The organism is Pseudoxanthomonas sp. z9 (genome assembly GCF_006542425.1).
Classification (GTDB): Bacteria; Pseudomonadota; Gammaproteobacteria; order Xanthomonadales; family Xanthomonadaceae; genus Pseudoxanthomonas_A.
Window position 1 is genome coordinate 1 of the sequence record NZ_VFID01000013.1, and the last position, 15758, is coordinate 15758.

The 15758-nt window shown below is 65.7% G+C and carries 13 protein-coding genes, 1 pseudogene and 1 riboswitch; of the genes and pseudogenes, 10 read left to right on the forward strand and 4 right to left on the reverse strand.

The window, feature by feature from the left end; genetic code table 11:
• From FG323_RS15640 to def, 5 genes and pseudogenes are all read left to right on the forward strand, one after another.
• Window positions 1-1187 (forward strand): annotated as a pseudogene (locus FG323_RS15640) (type II secretion system protein GspD); the annotation flags it as partial.
• Entirely contained in the window at window positions 1184-2032 is an 849-nt protein-coding gene (locus FG323_RS15645; RefSeq protein ID WP_141455656.1) for a glycosyltransferase, read from the forward strand. The pseudogene FG323_RS15640 and the gene FG323_RS15645, both read left to right, overlap by 4 nt.
• Before the next feature lie 526 nt (window positions 2033-2558).
• Complete coding sequence (locus FG323_RS15650) at window positions 2559-3416, forward strand: glycosyltransferase family 2 protein (RefSeq protein WP_141455657.1); 858 nt, start codon at window positions 2559-2561, stop codon at window positions 3414-3416.
• Between the two features lie 93 nt (window positions 3417-3509).
• On the forward strand, window positions 3510-4691 hold the full coding sequence (gene pncB, locus FG323_RS15655) for a nicotinate phosphoribosyltransferase (protein ID WP_141455658.1): 1182 nt from the start codon (window positions 3510-3512) through the stop codon (window positions 4689-4691).
• A complete protein-coding gene (gene def / locus FG323_RS15660; protein WP_141455659.1) occupies window positions 4688-5215 on the forward strand; it encodes a peptide deformylase in 528 nt (175 codons plus the stop codon). Before pncB ends, def begins: the two co-directional genes overlap by 4 nt.
• 84 nt (window positions 5216-5299) lie before the next feature.
• Here the strand turns inward: def and FG323_RS15665 are convergent, their stop codons facing one another.
• The 4 genes from FG323_RS15665 to lpxO form a co-directional block, all read right to left on the reverse strand.
• A complete protein-coding gene (locus FG323_RS15665; protein ID WP_181444262.1) occupies window positions 5300-6172 on the reverse strand; it encodes a fimbrial protein in 873 nt (290 codons plus the stop codon).
• 260 nt (window positions 6173-6432) lie between these two features.
• Complete coding sequence (locus FG323_RS15670) at window positions 6433-7746, reverse strand: NCS2 family permease (protein WP_141455661.1); 1314 nt, start codon at window positions 7744-7746, stop codon at window positions 6433-6435.
• Window positions 7747-7949: 203 nt separating this feature from the next.
• Window positions 7950-9614 carry an energy-dependent translational throttle protein EttA gene (gene ettA / locus FG323_RS15675; RefSeq protein WP_141455662.1) on the reverse strand — a complete coding sequence of 555 codons (1665 nt, stop codon included), beginning with the start codon at window positions 9612-9614 and terminating at the stop codon, window positions 7950-7952.
• Window positions 9615-9820: 206 nt separating this feature from the next.
• Complete coding sequence (gene lpxO, locus FG323_RS15680; RefSeq protein ID WP_255470209.1) at window positions 9821-10723, reverse strand: lipid A hydroxylase LpxO; 903 nt, start codon at window positions 10721-10723, stop codon at window positions 9821-9823.
• Between the two features lie 243 nt (window positions 10724-10966).
• On the opposite strand from lpxO, the gene glyA reads away from it, so the two are divergent.
• The 5 genes from glyA (at window position 10967) to FG323_RS15705 (ending at window position 15385) form a co-directional block, all read left to right on the forward strand.
• The gene (glyA, locus tag FG323_RS15685; protein WP_141455664.1) at window positions 10967-12220 is read left to right on the forward strand and encodes a serine hydroxymethyltransferase; all 1254 of its coding nucleotides are present in this window, start codon (window positions 10967-10969) and stop codon (window positions 12218-12220) included.
• 213 nt (window positions 12221-12433) lie between these two features.
• Window positions 12434-12970: a transcriptional regulator NrdR gene (gene nrdR / locus FG323_RS15690; protein ID WP_141455665.1), complete on the forward strand. Its 537-nt coding sequence runs from the start codon at window positions 12434-12436 to the stop codon at window positions 12968-12970.
• Between the two features lie 3 nt (window positions 12971-12973).
• Window positions 12974-13504: a GNAT family N-acetyltransferase gene (locus tag FG323_RS15695; RefSeq protein WP_141455666.1), complete on the forward strand. Its 531-nt coding sequence runs from the start codon at window positions 12974-12976 to the stop codon at window positions 13502-13504.
• A complete protein-coding gene (gene ribD / locus FG323_RS15700; RefSeq protein ID WP_141455667.1) occupies window positions 13501-14607 on the forward strand; it encodes a bifunctional diaminohydroxyphosphoribosylaminopyrimidine deaminase/5-amino-6-(5-phosphoribosylamino)uracil reductase RibD in 1107 nt (368 codons plus the stop codon). Before FG323_RS15695 ends, ribD begins: the two co-directional genes overlap by 4 nt.
• A 13-nt stretch (window positions 14608-14620) precedes the next feature.
• Window positions 14621-15385 carry a class I SAM-dependent methyltransferase gene (locus tag FG323_RS15705; protein WP_141455668.1) on the forward strand — a complete coding sequence of 255 codons (765 nt, stop codon included), beginning with the start codon at window positions 14621-14623 and terminating at the stop codon, window positions 15383-15385.
• 97 nt (window positions 15386-15482) lie between these two features.
• Window positions 15483-15628: riboswitch (FMN riboswitch) on the forward strand.
• Window positions 15629-15758 lie beyond the last annotated feature (130 nt).

Sequence of the window (15758 nt, forward strand, 5' to 3'; positions counted from 1 at the left end):
GGGGGTTCGGTTCGGGGGGATCGCGGGATTCCGGTAGCAACGGTGGAAACGCGTCGCTGATGCCTGGCGCAGATCCGACGCAACTGGGTGACAGTGGATTACTGGGTCAACAAAGCGATGGCTTTGATTCTGGCGGCGTGACCGGTGGCAATAGTGGCGTGGGAGGCGGTTCGGGGAGTGGCCTGGGCAATGGCAGCTTCAGTCTGAATCCACGCCGCGACGGCAATGGTTCGGTCACCCTGCAGGTCGAGGGCGATAAGGTAGGCGTGGCTGCGGTCGATGAGACGAATACGCTGCTGGTGCGATCTAGTGCTAGTGCATGGAAGTCGATCAAGGATGTTATCGAAAAGCTCGACATTATGCCGATGCAGGTGCATATCGAAGCGCAGGTGGCCGAAGTCAAACTGACGGGAAAACTCAGCTACGGCGTGAACTGGTTTTTCGAAAATGCGGTGGTGGATGAGGCGGGGTTACCTAGCGCATTGGGGCGACGCATCTGGGGCGATATCAGCGGCAGCATCCGGGGTGACGCAAACGCACCAGGCCTGGGCTGGACCTTCCTGGGCAAGAACGCGGCCGCCATCATCGAAGCGCTGGAGGACGTTACGGATGTCCAACTGCTGCAGACGCCGTCGGTCCTGGTGCGCAACAACGCAGAAGCCACATTGAATGTCGGCACCAAGATTCCGATCAATTCGGTCAGCATCACGCCGGATCAAACTTCCAACACATACAGCCAGGTCCAGTACCTGGATACGGGTGTGATCCTGAAAGTGCGTCCCCGCATCACCAAGGACGGCATGGTATTTCTGGATCTAGTCCAGGAAGTCAGTTCACCTGGCGCGCGACCGGCTAGCTGTGACGACACCACCACCGGATGCAATGTGCCCATCGATACCCGGCGCCTGAAGACCGAAGCGGCTGTCCGCACCGGAGACACGATCATGCTCGCGGGCCTGATTGGTGATTCTGTGGACAATGGATCGCGAGGGCTCCCTGGTCTTACCAAGTTGCCGATCATCGGCGGCCTGTTCGGTAACAAGCGCCAGAACACGGACCGACAGGAGGTGATCATCCTCTTGACGCCGACCATCGTCAGGGATCCCCAGGATGCGCGGAATCTCACCGATGAATACGGTCGCCGATTCCGTTCCATGAAGCCGCTCTACGCGCCTGAAGAGAAATGACAGGATTCAGCGTGTCGTCGCTGCCCATCATCCTTCTGCCAATCGGAGTGGATGACGACGCGCTGGATGCCTGCCTTGGTTCACTGGATGCGGGTACTCCTGAAGGAACGCGTATCTGGCTAGCCGATGATGCACAGGCAGGCCCACGTGGGCTTGCCATCGTCGAACGCTGGCTGCAACGCACGCGACTACAGGCGGACTACACCCGACGTCCGCGCCCGGTCGGCGAGGTCGCGCATCTAGATGAAATGCTCCGTGCCTGCGGCGATGCCGATGTGGTGATCCTCGCGCCGGATGCACAGCCGCTACCAGGCTGGCTTCAGCAAATGGTTGCCTGCCTCGCCCGTGATGCATCCATCGCTACTGCCACGCCGTGGTGCAATGCAGGCGAAGCTGCATCCTGGCCACGTCTAGGAGAAATCTCACCTCCTCCCGCTGACTTCGAGCGCACGGCGCGTGCGTGTGCGGGGATGCCGCCGGCACATCCTGAACTACCCGCTGCGGTAGCACATGCCGTCGCTCTTCGAGGCAGTGCCCGCAAGCGTGCCGGCGGTTTGGATGCCAGCAGCTATATGTCTTGGTATGCAGCGCTGATCGATTTATCGCTGCGTCTGGCCGGTCTGGGCTGGCGAAATGCCTTGTGCGAAACTGCTTTCGTCGCGCGTGGCGGCGAAGGTCTACCCGCCGATGGCGATATGGACACTATCAATGCGCGTTGGCCTGCTTGGCACGCGAGACTCGCGGGTTGCTTGATGGAAGATCCACTACGGCCTTATCGGGAGAACTTGACAAGGATCTACATGGACATTGGCTCGCCAGAGCCACAGCGCCAATTGTTCCAGTGATTCTCGGCACAAAAAGATCCATATTTCAATGTTAGTTGAACTCGCTGTTGTCTAGGCATAGAAGCAAGATGCTGCGCTATTGCAGCAATGCCGTTAAACACAGGGAGTTCAACTCATGAAGGTGAAGTCAATTTGTCTCGGTGTGCTGATGTTGGGATATGTTCTTCCCGGAATTCGGGATGCGCGGGCTACGGAAATAACGGGTAGTTTCACGGCCACTGCGGAATGGGGCTCAGTCGAATCAGCCCTTTCAAAGGCCATGTGGACAGCGAGAACCATGGCGTCAAGGCAAGGCTACAGAGATTGTGTGCTTGCGCGGTATGTGTACTGGCGGCCAAGAGGCGGTTTTTGGCAGGTCACTGCGATAATGACCTGCAAGAAGACACTCAGGTAGCCTTATCCGCGTACGAGCCCATGACTCGTGTCATGGGCTCGTCAGAAAAGGAAGAGGATTTCGAGCTTTGCAGGAAGGCTGTCTCGGAAATTGTGCCGCCAAATGCTGGGTGATGATATTGATATACAGAATATGAAAATCCCGGAGCACGAAACGGCCATCGCCGCGATCGTCGTCACCCACGAAAGCGCCAGCACCATCGACGATTGCCTGCAGCGCCTGCGCGATGCGGTGGACGTGGCGGAAATCCGGGTGGTGGACAACGCCTCGACCGACGATACGGTGAGCGTGATCCAGCGGCATGCGCTGGCGGACCCGCGGGTGCGCTTCGTCGCCAACCCGGACAACCCGGGATTCTCGGTCGGCTGCAACCAGGGCGCGGATGATTCGGCATCGCCGTGGCTGGCGTTCGTGAATCCGGATCTGCAGGTGTTGCCGGAGACCCTGGCCCGCCTGCGCGATCTGGCGGCGGGCACCGGCAGGGAAACCCTGCTGGGCGCGGATCTGGTCGACGAAGCGGGCGTCAGGGACACCGCCGCGCGTCGCCGCGATCCGGATTTCGCCGCCATGCTGACCGCGCCGGGCGCCGCTTCGCGGTTGGGCGTGGAGGTGGACGATGCCCAGACGCTGCAACCGCTGGAAGCGCTCTCCGGCGCGCTGATGGTGATGCCGCGTTCGCTGTTCCGCCGGCTTGGCGGGTTCGACGAGGGCTATCGGTTGCATGCGGAGGATCTCGACCTGTGCCGGCGCGCGCGCATGGCCGGTGCGCTGGTGGCTGTCGCCAACAGCGTGCGTGTGGTGCATATCCGTGGCGTGTCCAGCCGTTCGCGGCCGTTCTTCGTGGAATGGCACAAGCATCGTGGCCTGTGGCGGTACTTCGGCAAGTTCGAGGCCAGTCGGCGCGGACTGGGAGTGCGCATCGGAGTATTCGGTGCGATCTGGGCGCATTTCGCGATGGTCGCGCTGAAGTTGCTGTTCCGTCGTCGCTGACCCTGCCGGGGCCTGTCGTCGCGGCGGCGGATATGCCGCAGGCGCCTGGGTCGCGTGGAGTATGCTGACGGCGCTCCCGCACGGCCCGGCCCGATGATCATCACCTCGTTGCTCGATACCGATCTCTACAAGTTCACGATGATGCAGGCGGTCCTGCATCACTATCCGGCCGCGCAGGTGCAGTACCGCTTCAAATGCCGCACGCCGGGCGTTCCGCTGGCGGACGTTCTTGATGAGATTTCCGCGGAAATCGATGCGCTGTGCACGCTGCGCTTCCGGACCGATGAGCTCGATTACCTGCGCGGACTTCGCTTCATCAAGTCCGATTTTGTCGATTTCCTCGGCCTGTTCCACCTGGATCGCAAGTACATCCGGTTGCGGGCCTCGCCGACGGTTCCGGGGGAAATCGAACTCGACATCGCCGGCCCCTGGCTGCACACCATCCTGTTCGAGGTCCCGCTGCTGGCGATCATCAACGAGGTCTGGTTCCGTCATGTCGGACAGGCGGATACGGGCGAGGGGGAACGGCGGCTGGGGGCCAAGATCGCCCGCCTGCGCGAGGGCGGCGAGGATTGCGTCATCGCCGACTACGGCACGCGTCGCCGTTACTCGCGGGGGTGGCATGCGCGCGTGCTGCCGAAGCTCAAGGCCGGACTGGGCGCCCAGTTCGTTGGCACCAGCAACGTGTACTTCGCGCGCGAATACGGCATGACCCCGCTGGGCACGATGGCGCACGAATGGCTGCAGGCATTCCAGGCACTGGGTCCGCGCCTGCGCGATTCGCAGGCGGTGGCTTTCGATATCTGGGCCAAGGAATATCGCGGCGATCTGGGGATCGCGTTGTCGGACGTGGTGGGCCTGAAGGCGTTCCTGCGCGACTTCGATCTGTATTTCTGCAAGCTGTTCGATGGCATGCGCCACGACTCCGGTGATCCGTTCGCGTGGGGCGAGGCGATCCTCGCGCATCTGGAGCGCATGCGTATCGACCCGCTCGGCAAGACGCTGGTGTTCAGCGACGGCCTCGACGTGGAGAAAGTGCTACAGCTGCATGAACGTTTCCGCGGCCGCTGCCGCCTGGCGTTCGGCATCGGTACCAACCTGACCAACGATCTGGGGCCGACGCCCTTGCAGATTGTCATCAAGATGATCCGCTGCAACGGCCAGCCGGTCGCCAAGCTGAGCGATTCGCCCGGCAAGAGCATGTGCGAGGACGAAGGCTACGTGCGTTATCTGCGGCAGGTGTTTGAACTGCCGGACGTGGAGGAAACGACATGATTCATCCCATCCTGAAAATGGGTGACCCGCGGTTGTTGAAGATTGCCAACCCGGTGGAGCGATTCGACACACCGGAACTGCACGCGCTGATCGCCGACATGTTCCAGACCATGGCTGCGGCCGGCGGCGTCGGTCTGGCCGCACCGCAGATTGGCGTGGACATGCAACTGGTCATCTTCGGCTTCGACAACAGCGATCGCTATCCCGACGCGCCGCCGGTGCCGCGCACCATCCTGCTCAACCCCGTCATAGAACCGCTGTCCGACGAAATGGAGGATGGCTGGGAAGGCTGTCTGTCGGTGCCGGGCCTGCGCGGTGTGGTGCCGCGCCATCGCGCGATCCGCTATCGCGGTTTTGATCCACAGGGCCATACGATTGATCGCGAGGCCGAGGGCTTCCACGCGCGGGTGGTGCAGCACGAGTGCGACCACCTGATTGGCCGGTTGTATCCCTCGCGCATCCGCGACTTCAGCCAGTTCGGCTATACCGAAATCCTGTTCCCCGGTTTGCAGGGCGACGACTAGGACTGTGCCTGGGAATTCCGCCCAACGCCGGGCCGGAACGCAGAAGCTTGCGCAGAAAGCGGGGCTTCGCTGGGAGACTCAGGTTTATTGATAGTCAATCGAAATCAGCATTCCCGCCTGGACCGAACCGCCGGTAACCTGCCTCGCGGTCTGCACGTAGGCCGCTCGCATCGGAATCTTGAACGAACCGCCCGTATCCTTGCCATATTCGGCCACGGGCACTGACACGTTCGGTTCCAGCGGCGTTCCCGAGGGATCGGTTACCCGGATCGAGGCACCGGTCGCGGTCGATTCCGGAAGCCGCGGCAGGATGCCGGAACCTTTCGCCATCGTACCGCCCACCGGAAGTATCGTGTAGCCGACACGATTGAAGCCGCGGGGACATGCATTGATGGCGAGATCGAAGGGCGTTTCGGCCGCGGTGGTGTTGATGCCGCGCAGGTGGGCCGTGTTGATGGGAGGCAACTTCACGTTCTGATCCGGCGCCGTGCAGGTGCCATCGATGGCCGTGACCGAACCCCGCAGCTTGATCGATGTGCTGTCGGTCCAGAGGATGCCACTCTTGTAGGTGAGGATGTAGTACGAGTTGAACGGTCCGCTCGCGAACACGCCGCTTGCGATCCGCCCGCTGTTGCGGAACAACTGGATTTCGGCGATATCCGAGAACGTCCCGGAGTAACGCGATGAAACGGGTGTTCCGTCGAGGAGCAGGCGCAATGATACGCCTGGAACGTCGGTTTCCAACTCTGGACCGCTGGCACCGCCCCCGAAGACGCTGCCCTTGTTGTAGAGCGCGGCAACAGTAATCTCACAGTGGGCCTTGCCACAGAGTTGGGTCGGCGTGAACTTATACAGGGACAGGAGGGCGTCGGGTTGCACCGATGAAGGGGTGGCGATGTTCCTGCCGAACGCATGGATGCTCTCGGCCGCGATGCCCGGGCTGGAGAGACCGGCCATCATCGCGGCGGTGAGCAGGCGCCGGGGGCCTGTACGCCGGTTCTCCCCAGGCCGGGCCAGCGTCGGGACGCAGGAGCCTGGAATGGACGTCTTCGGCGTGCATGGAACACATGGCGCGGGCATGTGGTCTTGTGCCGTCTGTGAGGGAGGGGATCATCCTAGGGAACCCGCGAGCCGAATCCACTAGGAAAAATCCCAAATCGCGAACATCGCCGCTACGCGTGGCGATGGCCATGCGAGCGCTCTTGCCTGGTCCGGATTCAACCCAGCGCGTAGCGCAGGATGAACAATCCGGCCACCAGCCACACCGCCGGGTGCACCTCGCGCCAGCGGCCGGTGCCGAGCTTGAGCGCGGCGTAGGCGATGAAGCCGAACGCCAGGCCGTTGGCGATGGAGTAGGTGAACGGCATCGCCAGCGCGCACAGCGCCGCCGGCACCGATTCGGTCAGGTCGCTCCAGTCCACGTCGACCAGTTCGCGCAGCATCAGGCCGGCCACGTAGAGCAGGGCGGGCGCCGTCGCATAGCCCGGCACCATCGCCGCCAGCGGCGAGAACAGCAGGGCGACCAGGAACAGCAGCGCCACCACCAGTGCGGTCAGGCCGGTGCGACCACCCACCTGCACGCCCGAGGCGCTTTCGGCGTAGGCGGTGGTGCTGCTAGTGCCCAGCAGCGAGCCGGCGATGATGGCGCCGCTGTCGGCGAGCAGCGCGCGGCCGAAACGCTTCTGTCCATCGGCAAGCTTCAGCAGGCCGGCGCGTCCGGCCACGCCGTAGAGCGTGCCGGTCGCATCGAACACTTCCACCAGCACGAACACCAGCACCACCTGCAACAGCACCGCCACCGGCGTGCCGTCGTCGCGATGCAGCAGGCCGGGCAGATCCAGTTGCAGCCAGGTCGGCGCCAGGCTGGGCGGCGCCGCGACGATGCCCTGGTAGTCCACGTAGCCGAGCAGGCCGGCGAACGCCGTCACCACCAGGATGCCGATCAGGATCGCGCCGCGCACGCCACGGGCCTCCAGCACCGCGATCAGCAGGAAGCCGCCCAGCGCCAGCAGCGGTTCGTGCGAATGCAGCGTTCCCAATGCGACCAGCGTGTCCGGATTGCCGACGATGACCTGCGATTTCTGCAGCGCGATGATCGCCAGGAAAAGGCCGATGCCGGCGACGATCGCCGCGCGCAGCGACGGCGGGATGCCGGCGACCAGCCAGGCGCGCACGCCGGTGAGGCTGAGCAGCAGGAACACCAGGCCGGAGATGAATACCGCCGCCAGCGCCTGCTCCCAGGGCAGGCCGGCCGTACCGACCACCGTGAAGGCGAAGAACGCGTTCAGGCCCATGCCCGGCGCCATGCCGACCGGGAAGTTCGCGGCGAACGCCATGATCAACGATCCGAGCGCGGCCGCCAGACAGGTGGCGACGAACACCGCGCCCGCGTCCATGCCGGTGGTCGAGAGGATTTCAGGGTTGACGAAGACGATGTAGGACATCGTCAGGAAGGTGGTGGCGCCGGCCAGCAGTTCGGTGCGGACGGTGGTGCCGTGCTCGCGCAGGCGGAACAGGCGGTCGATGGACATGGGGCTACCTCTTCATCCGGGGGCAGGGTACTGCAGGCGCGTGTGCTGCGGCGGCCGCGGCGGGTCGGATGGAAAAACAAGGAAGGGCCGGATTCGGGGGAATCCGGCCCTTCGGGATCATTGCCGGTCGCCAGTGGATCCCCGCTTTCGCGGGGATGACGATCCGACAAGGCCGTGGCCGTTGCCGGCCACGGGGCGAATCGTCACTTCAGCGCCTTGAAGCGCAGGCGGTGCGGCTGCGCGCCCTCGGCGCCGAGGCGGCGCTTCTTGTCTTCCTCGTACTCGCGGTAGTTGCCCTGGAAGAATTCCACGTGCGAGTCGCCCTCGAAGGCGAGGATGTGGGTGGCGATGCGATCCAGGAACCAGCGATCGTGCGAGATGACGAAGGTGTTGCCGGGGAATTCCAGCAGCGCGTCTTCTAGCGCGCGCAGGGTTTCGATGTCCAGATCGTTGGACGGTTCGTCGAGCAGCAGCACGTTGCCGCCCTGCAGCAGGGTCTTGGCCATGTGCAGGCGGCCGCGCTCACCGCCGGACAGCGAACCGACCAGCTTCTGCTGGTCCTGGCCCTTGAAGTTGAAGCGGCCGATGTAGGCGCGCGACTGGATTTCCACGCCGTTGATGTTGAGGATGTCCAGGCCGCCGGAGACTTCCTGGAACACGTTGTGGTTGCCTTCCAGCTTGTCGCGGCTCTGGTCGACGTAGGCCAGCTTGACGGTCGGGCCGATGTTGATGGTGCCGGTGTCGGGCTTTTCCTGTCCGGTGATCATCTTGAACAGGGTCGACTTGCCGGCGCCGTTCGGGCCGATGATGCCGACGATGGCGCCGGCCGGGACCAGGAAGCTCAGGTCATCGATCAGCAGGCGGTCGCCGAACTTCTTGGAGACGTTCTTGAACTCGATGACGCTGTTGCCCAGGCGTTCGCCCGGCGGGATGAAGATTTCGTTGGTCTCGTTGCGCTTCTGGTAGTCGACCGACTGCAGTTCATCCAGGCGGGCCAGGCGCGCCTTGCCCTTGGAGCGGCCGCCCTTGGCGTTCTGGCGCGACCATTCCAGTTCCTTGGCGATCGCCTTCTGGCGCGCCTTTTCCTGGTTCTCTTCCTGCTTCAGGCGCTCTTCCTTCTGCACCAGCCAATCGGTGTAGTTGCCCTTCCACGGAATGCCGCGGCCGCGATCCAGTTCCAGGATCCACTCGGCGGCGTTGTCGAGGAAGTAGCGATCATGGGTGACCGCCACCACGGTGCCGGTATAGCGGGCCAGGAACTGTTCCAGCCACTCCACCGACTCGGCGTCCAGGTGGTTGGTCGGTTCGTCGAGCAGCAGCATGTCCGGCTTCTGCAGCAGCAGGCGGCACAGCGCGACGCGGCGCTTTTCGCCGCCGGACAGCTTGCCGACGATGGCGTCCCACGGCGGCAGGCGCAGCGCGTCGGCGGCCACTTCCAGCTGCTGTTCCAGCATGTGCGCGTCACCGGCGGCGAGGATCGCTTCCAGGCGCTGCTGCTCGGCGGCCAGCTTGTCAAAGTCGGCGCCTTCCTCGGCGTAGGCGGCATACACCGCGTCCAGCGCGGCCTGCGCCTGCAGCACTTCGCCGACGCCTTCCTCGACCGCTTCGCGCACGGTCTTGTTCGGATCCAGCTCCGGCTCCTGCGCCAGGTAGCCGACCTTGATGCCCGGCTGCGGGCGCGCCTCGCCCTGGAAGTCGGTGTCCACGCCGGCCATGATCTTCAGCACGGTGGACTTGCCGGCGCCGTTGAGGCCCAGCAGGCCGATCTTGGCGCCGGGGAAGAACGACAGCGAGATGTCCTTGATGATCTGGCGCTTGGGAGGGACGATCTTGCTTACACCGTTCATGGTGTAGATGTATTGCGACATGGGGCTCTCCGGAACCGGGACGCGCCGAGCCCGGCCGGATGGCCTGGGACAGGGCGGGAAGGAGGTGATTATCCCGCAGGGTGGGGGCGCGTTGCCAGCGCGGAAAGGGTGGAACACCGCTTCCACGCCCGTCGTTCAGGCGGGGTGGGCCCGGATCCACGGCCAGGGTCTGGCCGGGGCCGCCGCCGGGCGGCGCGTCCGGGACTTCAGATCCAGATGATCAGGGCCACCACCAGCGCCACGCCCAGGTACTTGAGCGTGTAGTACAGCCCCTTGCTGCGCTCGCGCAGGGCCTTGCTCTTCAGGCGCAGCGCGTAGAAGTACTTGAAGGCCCGGTTGAAGCCGCCGGTCTTGTCGCCTTCCTGGTTGGGCGAAGCGCCGGCGGCGATCAGGTGGCGGGCGACGAAGCGGTTGAGCGCCGCCGCCCAGCGGTACTTCATCGGCCGCTCGATGTCGCAGAACAGGATGATCCGGTTGCCGGCGCTGTCGTTGCGGGCGCTGTGGATGTAGGTCTCGTCGAACATGGTCCATTCGCCGTCGCGCCAGCTGTAACGCTGGCCGTCCACGTCGATGAAGCAGGCGTCGTCGTTGGGGGTTTCCAGGCCCAGGTGCAGGCGCAGCGAGCCGGCGTAGGGGTCGCGGTGCGGCCGCAGTTCGCTGCCCGGCGGCAGCTCGGTGAACATGGCGGCCTTCACCCCCGGCAGCTCGCGCAGCAGGGCGGTGGTGGCCGGGCACAGCTCGGCGGCGGACGGATGGGCATCGTCGTACCACTTCAGGTAGAAGCGCTTCCAGCCGCGCCGGAAGAACGAATTGAAGCCGACGTCGGTATAGCCGTCGGCGGCCTTGATCTGCTGCATTTCACGCAGGTGCCGGGCCTCGGCGCGGATTTCCTGCCAGCGGGCGCGCAGGGGCGCCAGTTCCGGGAAATGCCGGTCCGGGTCCAGGAACGGGGTGGTCGGCACCCGCGAGCAGGCATACATCAGCACGTTGATGGGCGCCATGAAGGTCGAGTGGTCCAGCAACTGCCGGCCCAGGCGATGGCGCACGCGTCCGCGGAAGTGCACGTAGACGGCACAGGCGACGAACAGGAAGACGAGAACCCATTTCACGGTCGGGGGGCATCCAGTGGGGAAGACCGGCTGGCGGAGGCGGCTGGCGGGTCGGGCGGCGGGGTCGCGGTTGGGCGAATCCGCCCATTGTCGGGCAGAACGGGCCTGGTGGCACCTGTCCGAGTTGGCCGCCATACGCCCGTGGGCTAATATTTCAAGTCTTATCCCGACCGCCTGAACGCCGGTCCGCCGGCTCGGCCTGGTCTCATCTTTTCTTCAGCTTCCCCCTTGCGAGGCCCGCGAATGTTCCCCAGCACCACCCGTATTGCCGGATTCGATGACGAACTCGCCCAGGCCATCGCCGCCGAGGCCCGCCGCCAGGAGGACCACGTCGAGCTGATCGCCAGCGAGAACTACGCCAGCCCGCGGGTGATGGAAGCCCAGGGCAGCGTACTCACCAACAAGTACGCCGAAGGCTATCCGGGCAAGCGCTACTACGGCGGCTGCGAGTACGTCGACATCGCCGAGCAGCTGGCGATCGACCGGGTCAAGCAGCTGTTTGGCGCCGACTACGCCAACGTGCAGCCGCACTCCGGCTCGCAGGCCAACCAGGCGGTCTATTTCGCGCTGCTGCAGCCGGGCGACACCATCCTGGGCATGTCGCTGGCGCACGGTGGCCACCTGACCCACGGTGCCAAGGTCAATGCCTCGGGCAAGCTGTTCAACGCCGTGCAGTACGGCGTCAACGACCAGGGCCTGATCGACTACGACGAAGTCGAGAAGCTGGCGCTGGAGCACAAGCCGAAGATGGTGGTGGCCGGTTTCTCCGCCTATTCGCAGGTGATCGACTGGGCGCGCTTCCGCGCCATCGCCGACAAGATCGGCGCCTACCTGTTCGTGGACATGGCGCACGTGGCCGGCCTGGTCGCCGCCGGCGTGTACCCGAATCCGCTGCCGCATGCCCACGTGGTCACCTCGACCACCCACAAGACCCTGCGCGGTCCGCGTGGCGGCATCATCCTGGCCAAGGGCGCCGGCGAGGACATCGAGAAGAAACTGCAGAGCATCGTGTTCCCGGGCATCCAGGGCGGTCCGCTGATGCATGTCATCGCCGCCAAGGCGGTGGCCTTCAAGGAAGCGCTGGAGCCGGAATTCACCGCCTACCAGCAGCAGGTGGTGAAGAACGCGCAGGCGATGGCCACGACCATCATCCAGCGCGGCTACAAGATCGTCTCCGGCGGCACCCAGAACCACCTAATGCTGGTCGACATGATCGGCAAGGGCATCACCGGCAAGGCCGCCGAGGAAGCGCTGGGCAAGGCGCACATCACCGTCAACAAGAATGCGGTGCCCAACGATCCGCAGAAGCCCTTCGTCACCTCGGGCCTGCGCATCGGCACCCCGGCGGTGACCACCCGCGGTTACAAGGAAGCCGACTGCGTGGCCCTGGCCAACTGGATCTGCGACGTGCTGGACGCGCCCAACGACGACAAGGTCATTGCCGGGGTGCGCGAGAACGTCACCCTGCAGTGCCGCCAGTTCCCGGTCTACGGCTGATCGGCTGACCACCGCCGCCATCGCCACGATGGCGGCGACGCCACCGGTCCGGCGCGCCGTGGCGGCGTGGGTTTTTTCCGCCGTCCCGTCGGGCCCGCCGCCCGCCGGCCCGGGCGGATCGTGACCGGGAGGGGCGGCGGCAGTACACTCAGGCGTTCGGGTGGAGTTCCCGCCCATTGCCGCCGCTTCCCGCGGTGGAAAGCCCCAGAGCCGATGCACTGCCCCTTCTGCCAGCACACCGACACCCGCGTCATCGATTCGCGCGTCTCCGAAGACGGTGCGACGATTCGTCGCCGGCGCGAATGCGAGGCCTGCGGCGAGCGCTTCAGCACGCTGGAGAACATCGAAATCAAACTGCCCGGGGTCATCAAGAGCGATGGCCGCCGGGATGCGTTCGACGCGCGCAAGCTGCGCGCCGGCTTCGACCGCGCCCTGCAGAAGCGTCCGGTCTCGGAGGAACAGATCGAGGCAGCGGTACGCGCGGTGGTGCACAGCATCCGGATGAGCGGCGAGCGTGAAATCCCCTCGCGGCGGATCGGCGAGTTCGTGATGAACGAACTGCGCAAGCTGGATCACGTGGGTTACGTCCGCTTCGCCTCGGTCTACCGCAGTTTCGAGGACGTGGCCGACTTCCGCGAGGAAATCGAGAAGCTCGAGCGCGATCTGCCGGCCGGCGCCGGCCAGCTTTCGCTGCTGGGCGGCGAAGTCGTGCCCTTCGACAAGAATCTCGACAAGCAAAAGAAGCGCTGAGCCATGCGCATCGAATGGATTGGACGCCACCCGCAGCACGTGGCCGTGCTGGCGCGCTGGCATCATGCCGAGTGGGGCGCGCTGTACGACGACTGGACCCTGCCGGTGGCGACCGCCGAACTGGAGGAGCACACCCGCCGCGCCTCCCTGCCGACCACCTTGGTGCTGCTGGATGGCGACACCCTGCTGGGTTCGGTCAGCCTGCTGCTGGAAGACGCGCCGGAATTGCAGGATCGCGGCAGCCCCTGGCTGGCCAGCCTGTTCGTGTCGCCGGAAGCGCGCGGACGCGGGGGCGGCAGGCACCTGGTGGCGGCGGCCGTGGCGCATGCGGCGGCGCAGGGGGTGGAACGGCTGCGTCTGTTCACCCTCTGGCACGAGGACTTCTATTCCGGGCTCGGCTGGGAACTGGAGGAACGTGCGCAGCTGCACGGCGTGCCGATCAGCATCATGGGCATCGTTCCCGCGCGCCGTGTCGCGGAGTCGCCGCCGCGCTCCCCGCCGTACCCAATCCAAACCCCGGGAACCCTGGCATGACCGATACCGCCGCCTTCACCGCCACCGACCACGCGTTGATGGCGCAGGCCCTTCGCCTTGCCGAGCGTGGCGCCTACACCACGCGACCCAATCCGATGGTGGGCTGCGTCATCGCCCAGGGCGGGGAAGTGGTCGGGGAAGGCTGGCACCAGCGGGCGGGCGAGCCGCATGCGGAAGTATTCGCATTGCAGGCGGCGGGCGAACGCGCCAAGGGCGCCACCGCCTATGTGACCCTGGAGCCCTGCGCGCACACCGGTCGCACTGGTCCGTGCGCGGATGCGCTGATCGCGGCGGGCGTCACCCGCGTCGTCGCGGCGATGCGGGATCCGTTCCCGCAGGTCGATGGCGCGGGCTTCGACAAGCTGCGCGCCGCCGGCATCACCGTGCAGTCGGGTTTGCTGGAGGCGCAGGCGCGACAGCTCAATCGCGGTTTCCTGTCGCGCATCGAGCGTGGCCGGCCGTTCGTGCGGGTCAAGCTGGCGACCAGCCTGGACGGACGCACCGCGATGGCCAACGGCGATTCCAAATGGATCAGCGGTGATGCCTCGCGCCTGGACGTGCAGCGTTGGCGTGCGCGCGCTGGCGCCATCCTGACCGGTGCCGGCACCGTGCTGGCCGACGATCCCTCGCTGACCGTGCGGCTGGAGGATGACACCCCGTTCGTGCCGCCGCTACGGGTGGTGCTGGATCCGGGATTGGCGACCATCGCGCGCGGGCGGGTCCGCGAAGGCGATGCGCCCACCCTGTACATCCACACCGCCGACGCCAAGCCGCCGCGCGAAATCGCCGCGCAGCGCGCGGTGGCCCCGGCCGACGGCAGCAACTTCGATCTGCGCGCGGTGCTGGAGCTGCTGGCCGCGCGTGGCGTCAATGAGGTCCAGGTCGAAGCCGGCGCCACCCTGGCCGGGGCGTTCATCGCCGCCGGGCTGGCCGACGAAGTCCTGCTCTACGTTGCGCCGGTGCTGCTGGGCGACCAGGCCCGGCCCCTTTTCGCAGGACTGGGCATCCAGAGCATGGCCGAGCGCGCGCGATTGAAGATTGTCGACGCGCGCGCGATTGGCGAGGATCAGCGCATCCTCCTGCAACCCGCGCCCGCCGCCTGAGCCAGTCCCGATCATGGCCGCCTTCAAGGATCATTTCTCGGCGCTCGCCGACACTTACGCCAGTTCGCGGCCGACCTATCCGGATGCGCTGTATGACGCCATCGGCACGGTGGTGCCGGCCAGCGCGCGGGTGTGGGAGCCGGGCTGCGGCAGCGGTCAGGCGACCCGTGGCCTGGCCGCGCACTTCGCACACGTCCATGCCACCGATCCCAGCGCGGCCCAGATAGCGCGCCACTGGGCGCAGCGTGAACCGATCGGCAACGTGACCGTCGCGGTCGAACTGGCCGAGACGCCCTCGCTGGCCGATGCCAGCGTCGAGCTGATCGCGGTGGCGCAGGCGCTGCATTGGTTCGAGCGGCGGGCGTTCTTTGCCAGTTGCGAACGCGTGCTGGCGCCGGGCGGCGTGCTGGCCGCCTGGACTTACCAGGACATCGTATTCTCCGACGATCTCGCCGATGTGGTCGAGGCGGTGCGTGACGACATCGATCCGTACTGGCCGCCGGAGCGCAACGACGTGGATGTCGGCTACACCGGCTACGACTGGCCGTTCGTGGCAATGTCCGCACCCGACGATCTCTGGCTGACCGCCGACTGGACCCTGCCGCAACTGCTGGGCTACTTCGCCAGCCTGTCCGCGACGGCGTGCTTCCAGGCCGCCACCGGCCGCGATGCCATCGAAATCCACGGCCCTGAACTGGCCGCCGCCTGGGGCGACCCGCAGCGCGTGCGGCGGATGCGCTGGCCGCTGGTCCTGCATCTGAGGCGCAAGCCCGCCTGACTCGGCCTTCATGTCGCGCTGGTTGGCGCGACACAGCGTTCGGCCGGGCGCGGCGGGCGGCGGGGCTACAATGCGCGCGCCGGTTCGCCGGCAACCAAGACGTCTTCAGGGCGGGGCGAAACTCCCCACCGGCGGTAGGTGCGCAAGCACGAGCCCGCGAGCGCCTCCGGCCACGCCGGAGGGTCAGCAGACCCGGTCCAATGCCGGGGCCGACGGTCACAGTCCGGATGAAAGAAGACGGCAACGCGGGCACCGCGAGGTGTGCGATGGCCTGCGCCTGCCTCAATGCCTTGGGGCGTTTTTCGCTTTTTTCATTTCCGCGAGAAACGTTCATGCTCCCAGTATTCCCCGTTGTTGTTCCCGTCCCGGCCGT

Coding starts and splice junctions, on each gene's coding strand:
- nrdR (WP_141455665.1), top strand. CDS start 12,434: ATGCACTGCCCCTTCTGCCAGCACACCGACACCCGCGTCATCGATTCG.
- glyA (WP_141455664.1), top strand. CDS start 10,967: ATGTTCCCCAGCACCACCCGTATTGCCGGATTCGATGACGAACTCGCC.
- FG323_RS15705 (WP_141455668.1), top strand. CDS start 14,621: ATGGCCGCCTTCAAGGATCATTTCTCGGCGCTCGCCGACACTTACGCC.
- FG323_RS15670 (WP_141455661.1), bottom strand. CDS start 7,746: ATGTCCATCGACCGCCTGTTCCGCCTGCGCGAGCACGGCACCACCGTC.
- pncB (WP_141455658.1), top strand. CDS start 3,510: ATGATCATCACCTCGTTGCTCGATACCGATCTCTACAAGTTCACGATG.
- def (WP_141455659.1), top strand. CDS start 4,688: ATGATTCATCCCATCCTGAAAATGGGTGACCCGCGGTTGTTGAAGATT.
- FG323_RS15645 (WP_141455656.1), top strand. CDS start 1,184: ATGACAGGATTCAGCGTGTCGTCGCTGCCCATCATCCTTCTGCCAATC.
- ettA (WP_141455662.1), bottom strand. CDS start 9,614: ATGTCGCAATACATCTACACCATGAACGGTGTAAGCAAGATCGTCCCT.
- FG323_RS15665 (WP_181444262.1), bottom strand. CDS start 6,172: ATGGCCGGTCTCTCCAGCCCGGGCATCGCGGCCGAGAGCATCCATGCG.
- ribD (WP_141455667.1), top strand. CDS start 13,501: ATGACCGATACCGCCGCCTTCACCGCCACCGACCACGCGTTGATGGCG.
- FG323_RS15650 (WP_141455657.1), top strand. CDS start 2,559: ATGAAAATCCCGGAGCACGAAACGGCCATCGCCGCGATCGTCGTCACC.
- FG323_RS15695 (WP_141455666.1), top strand. CDS start 12,974: ATGCGCATCGAATGGATTGGACGCCACCCGCAGCACGTGGCCGTGCTG.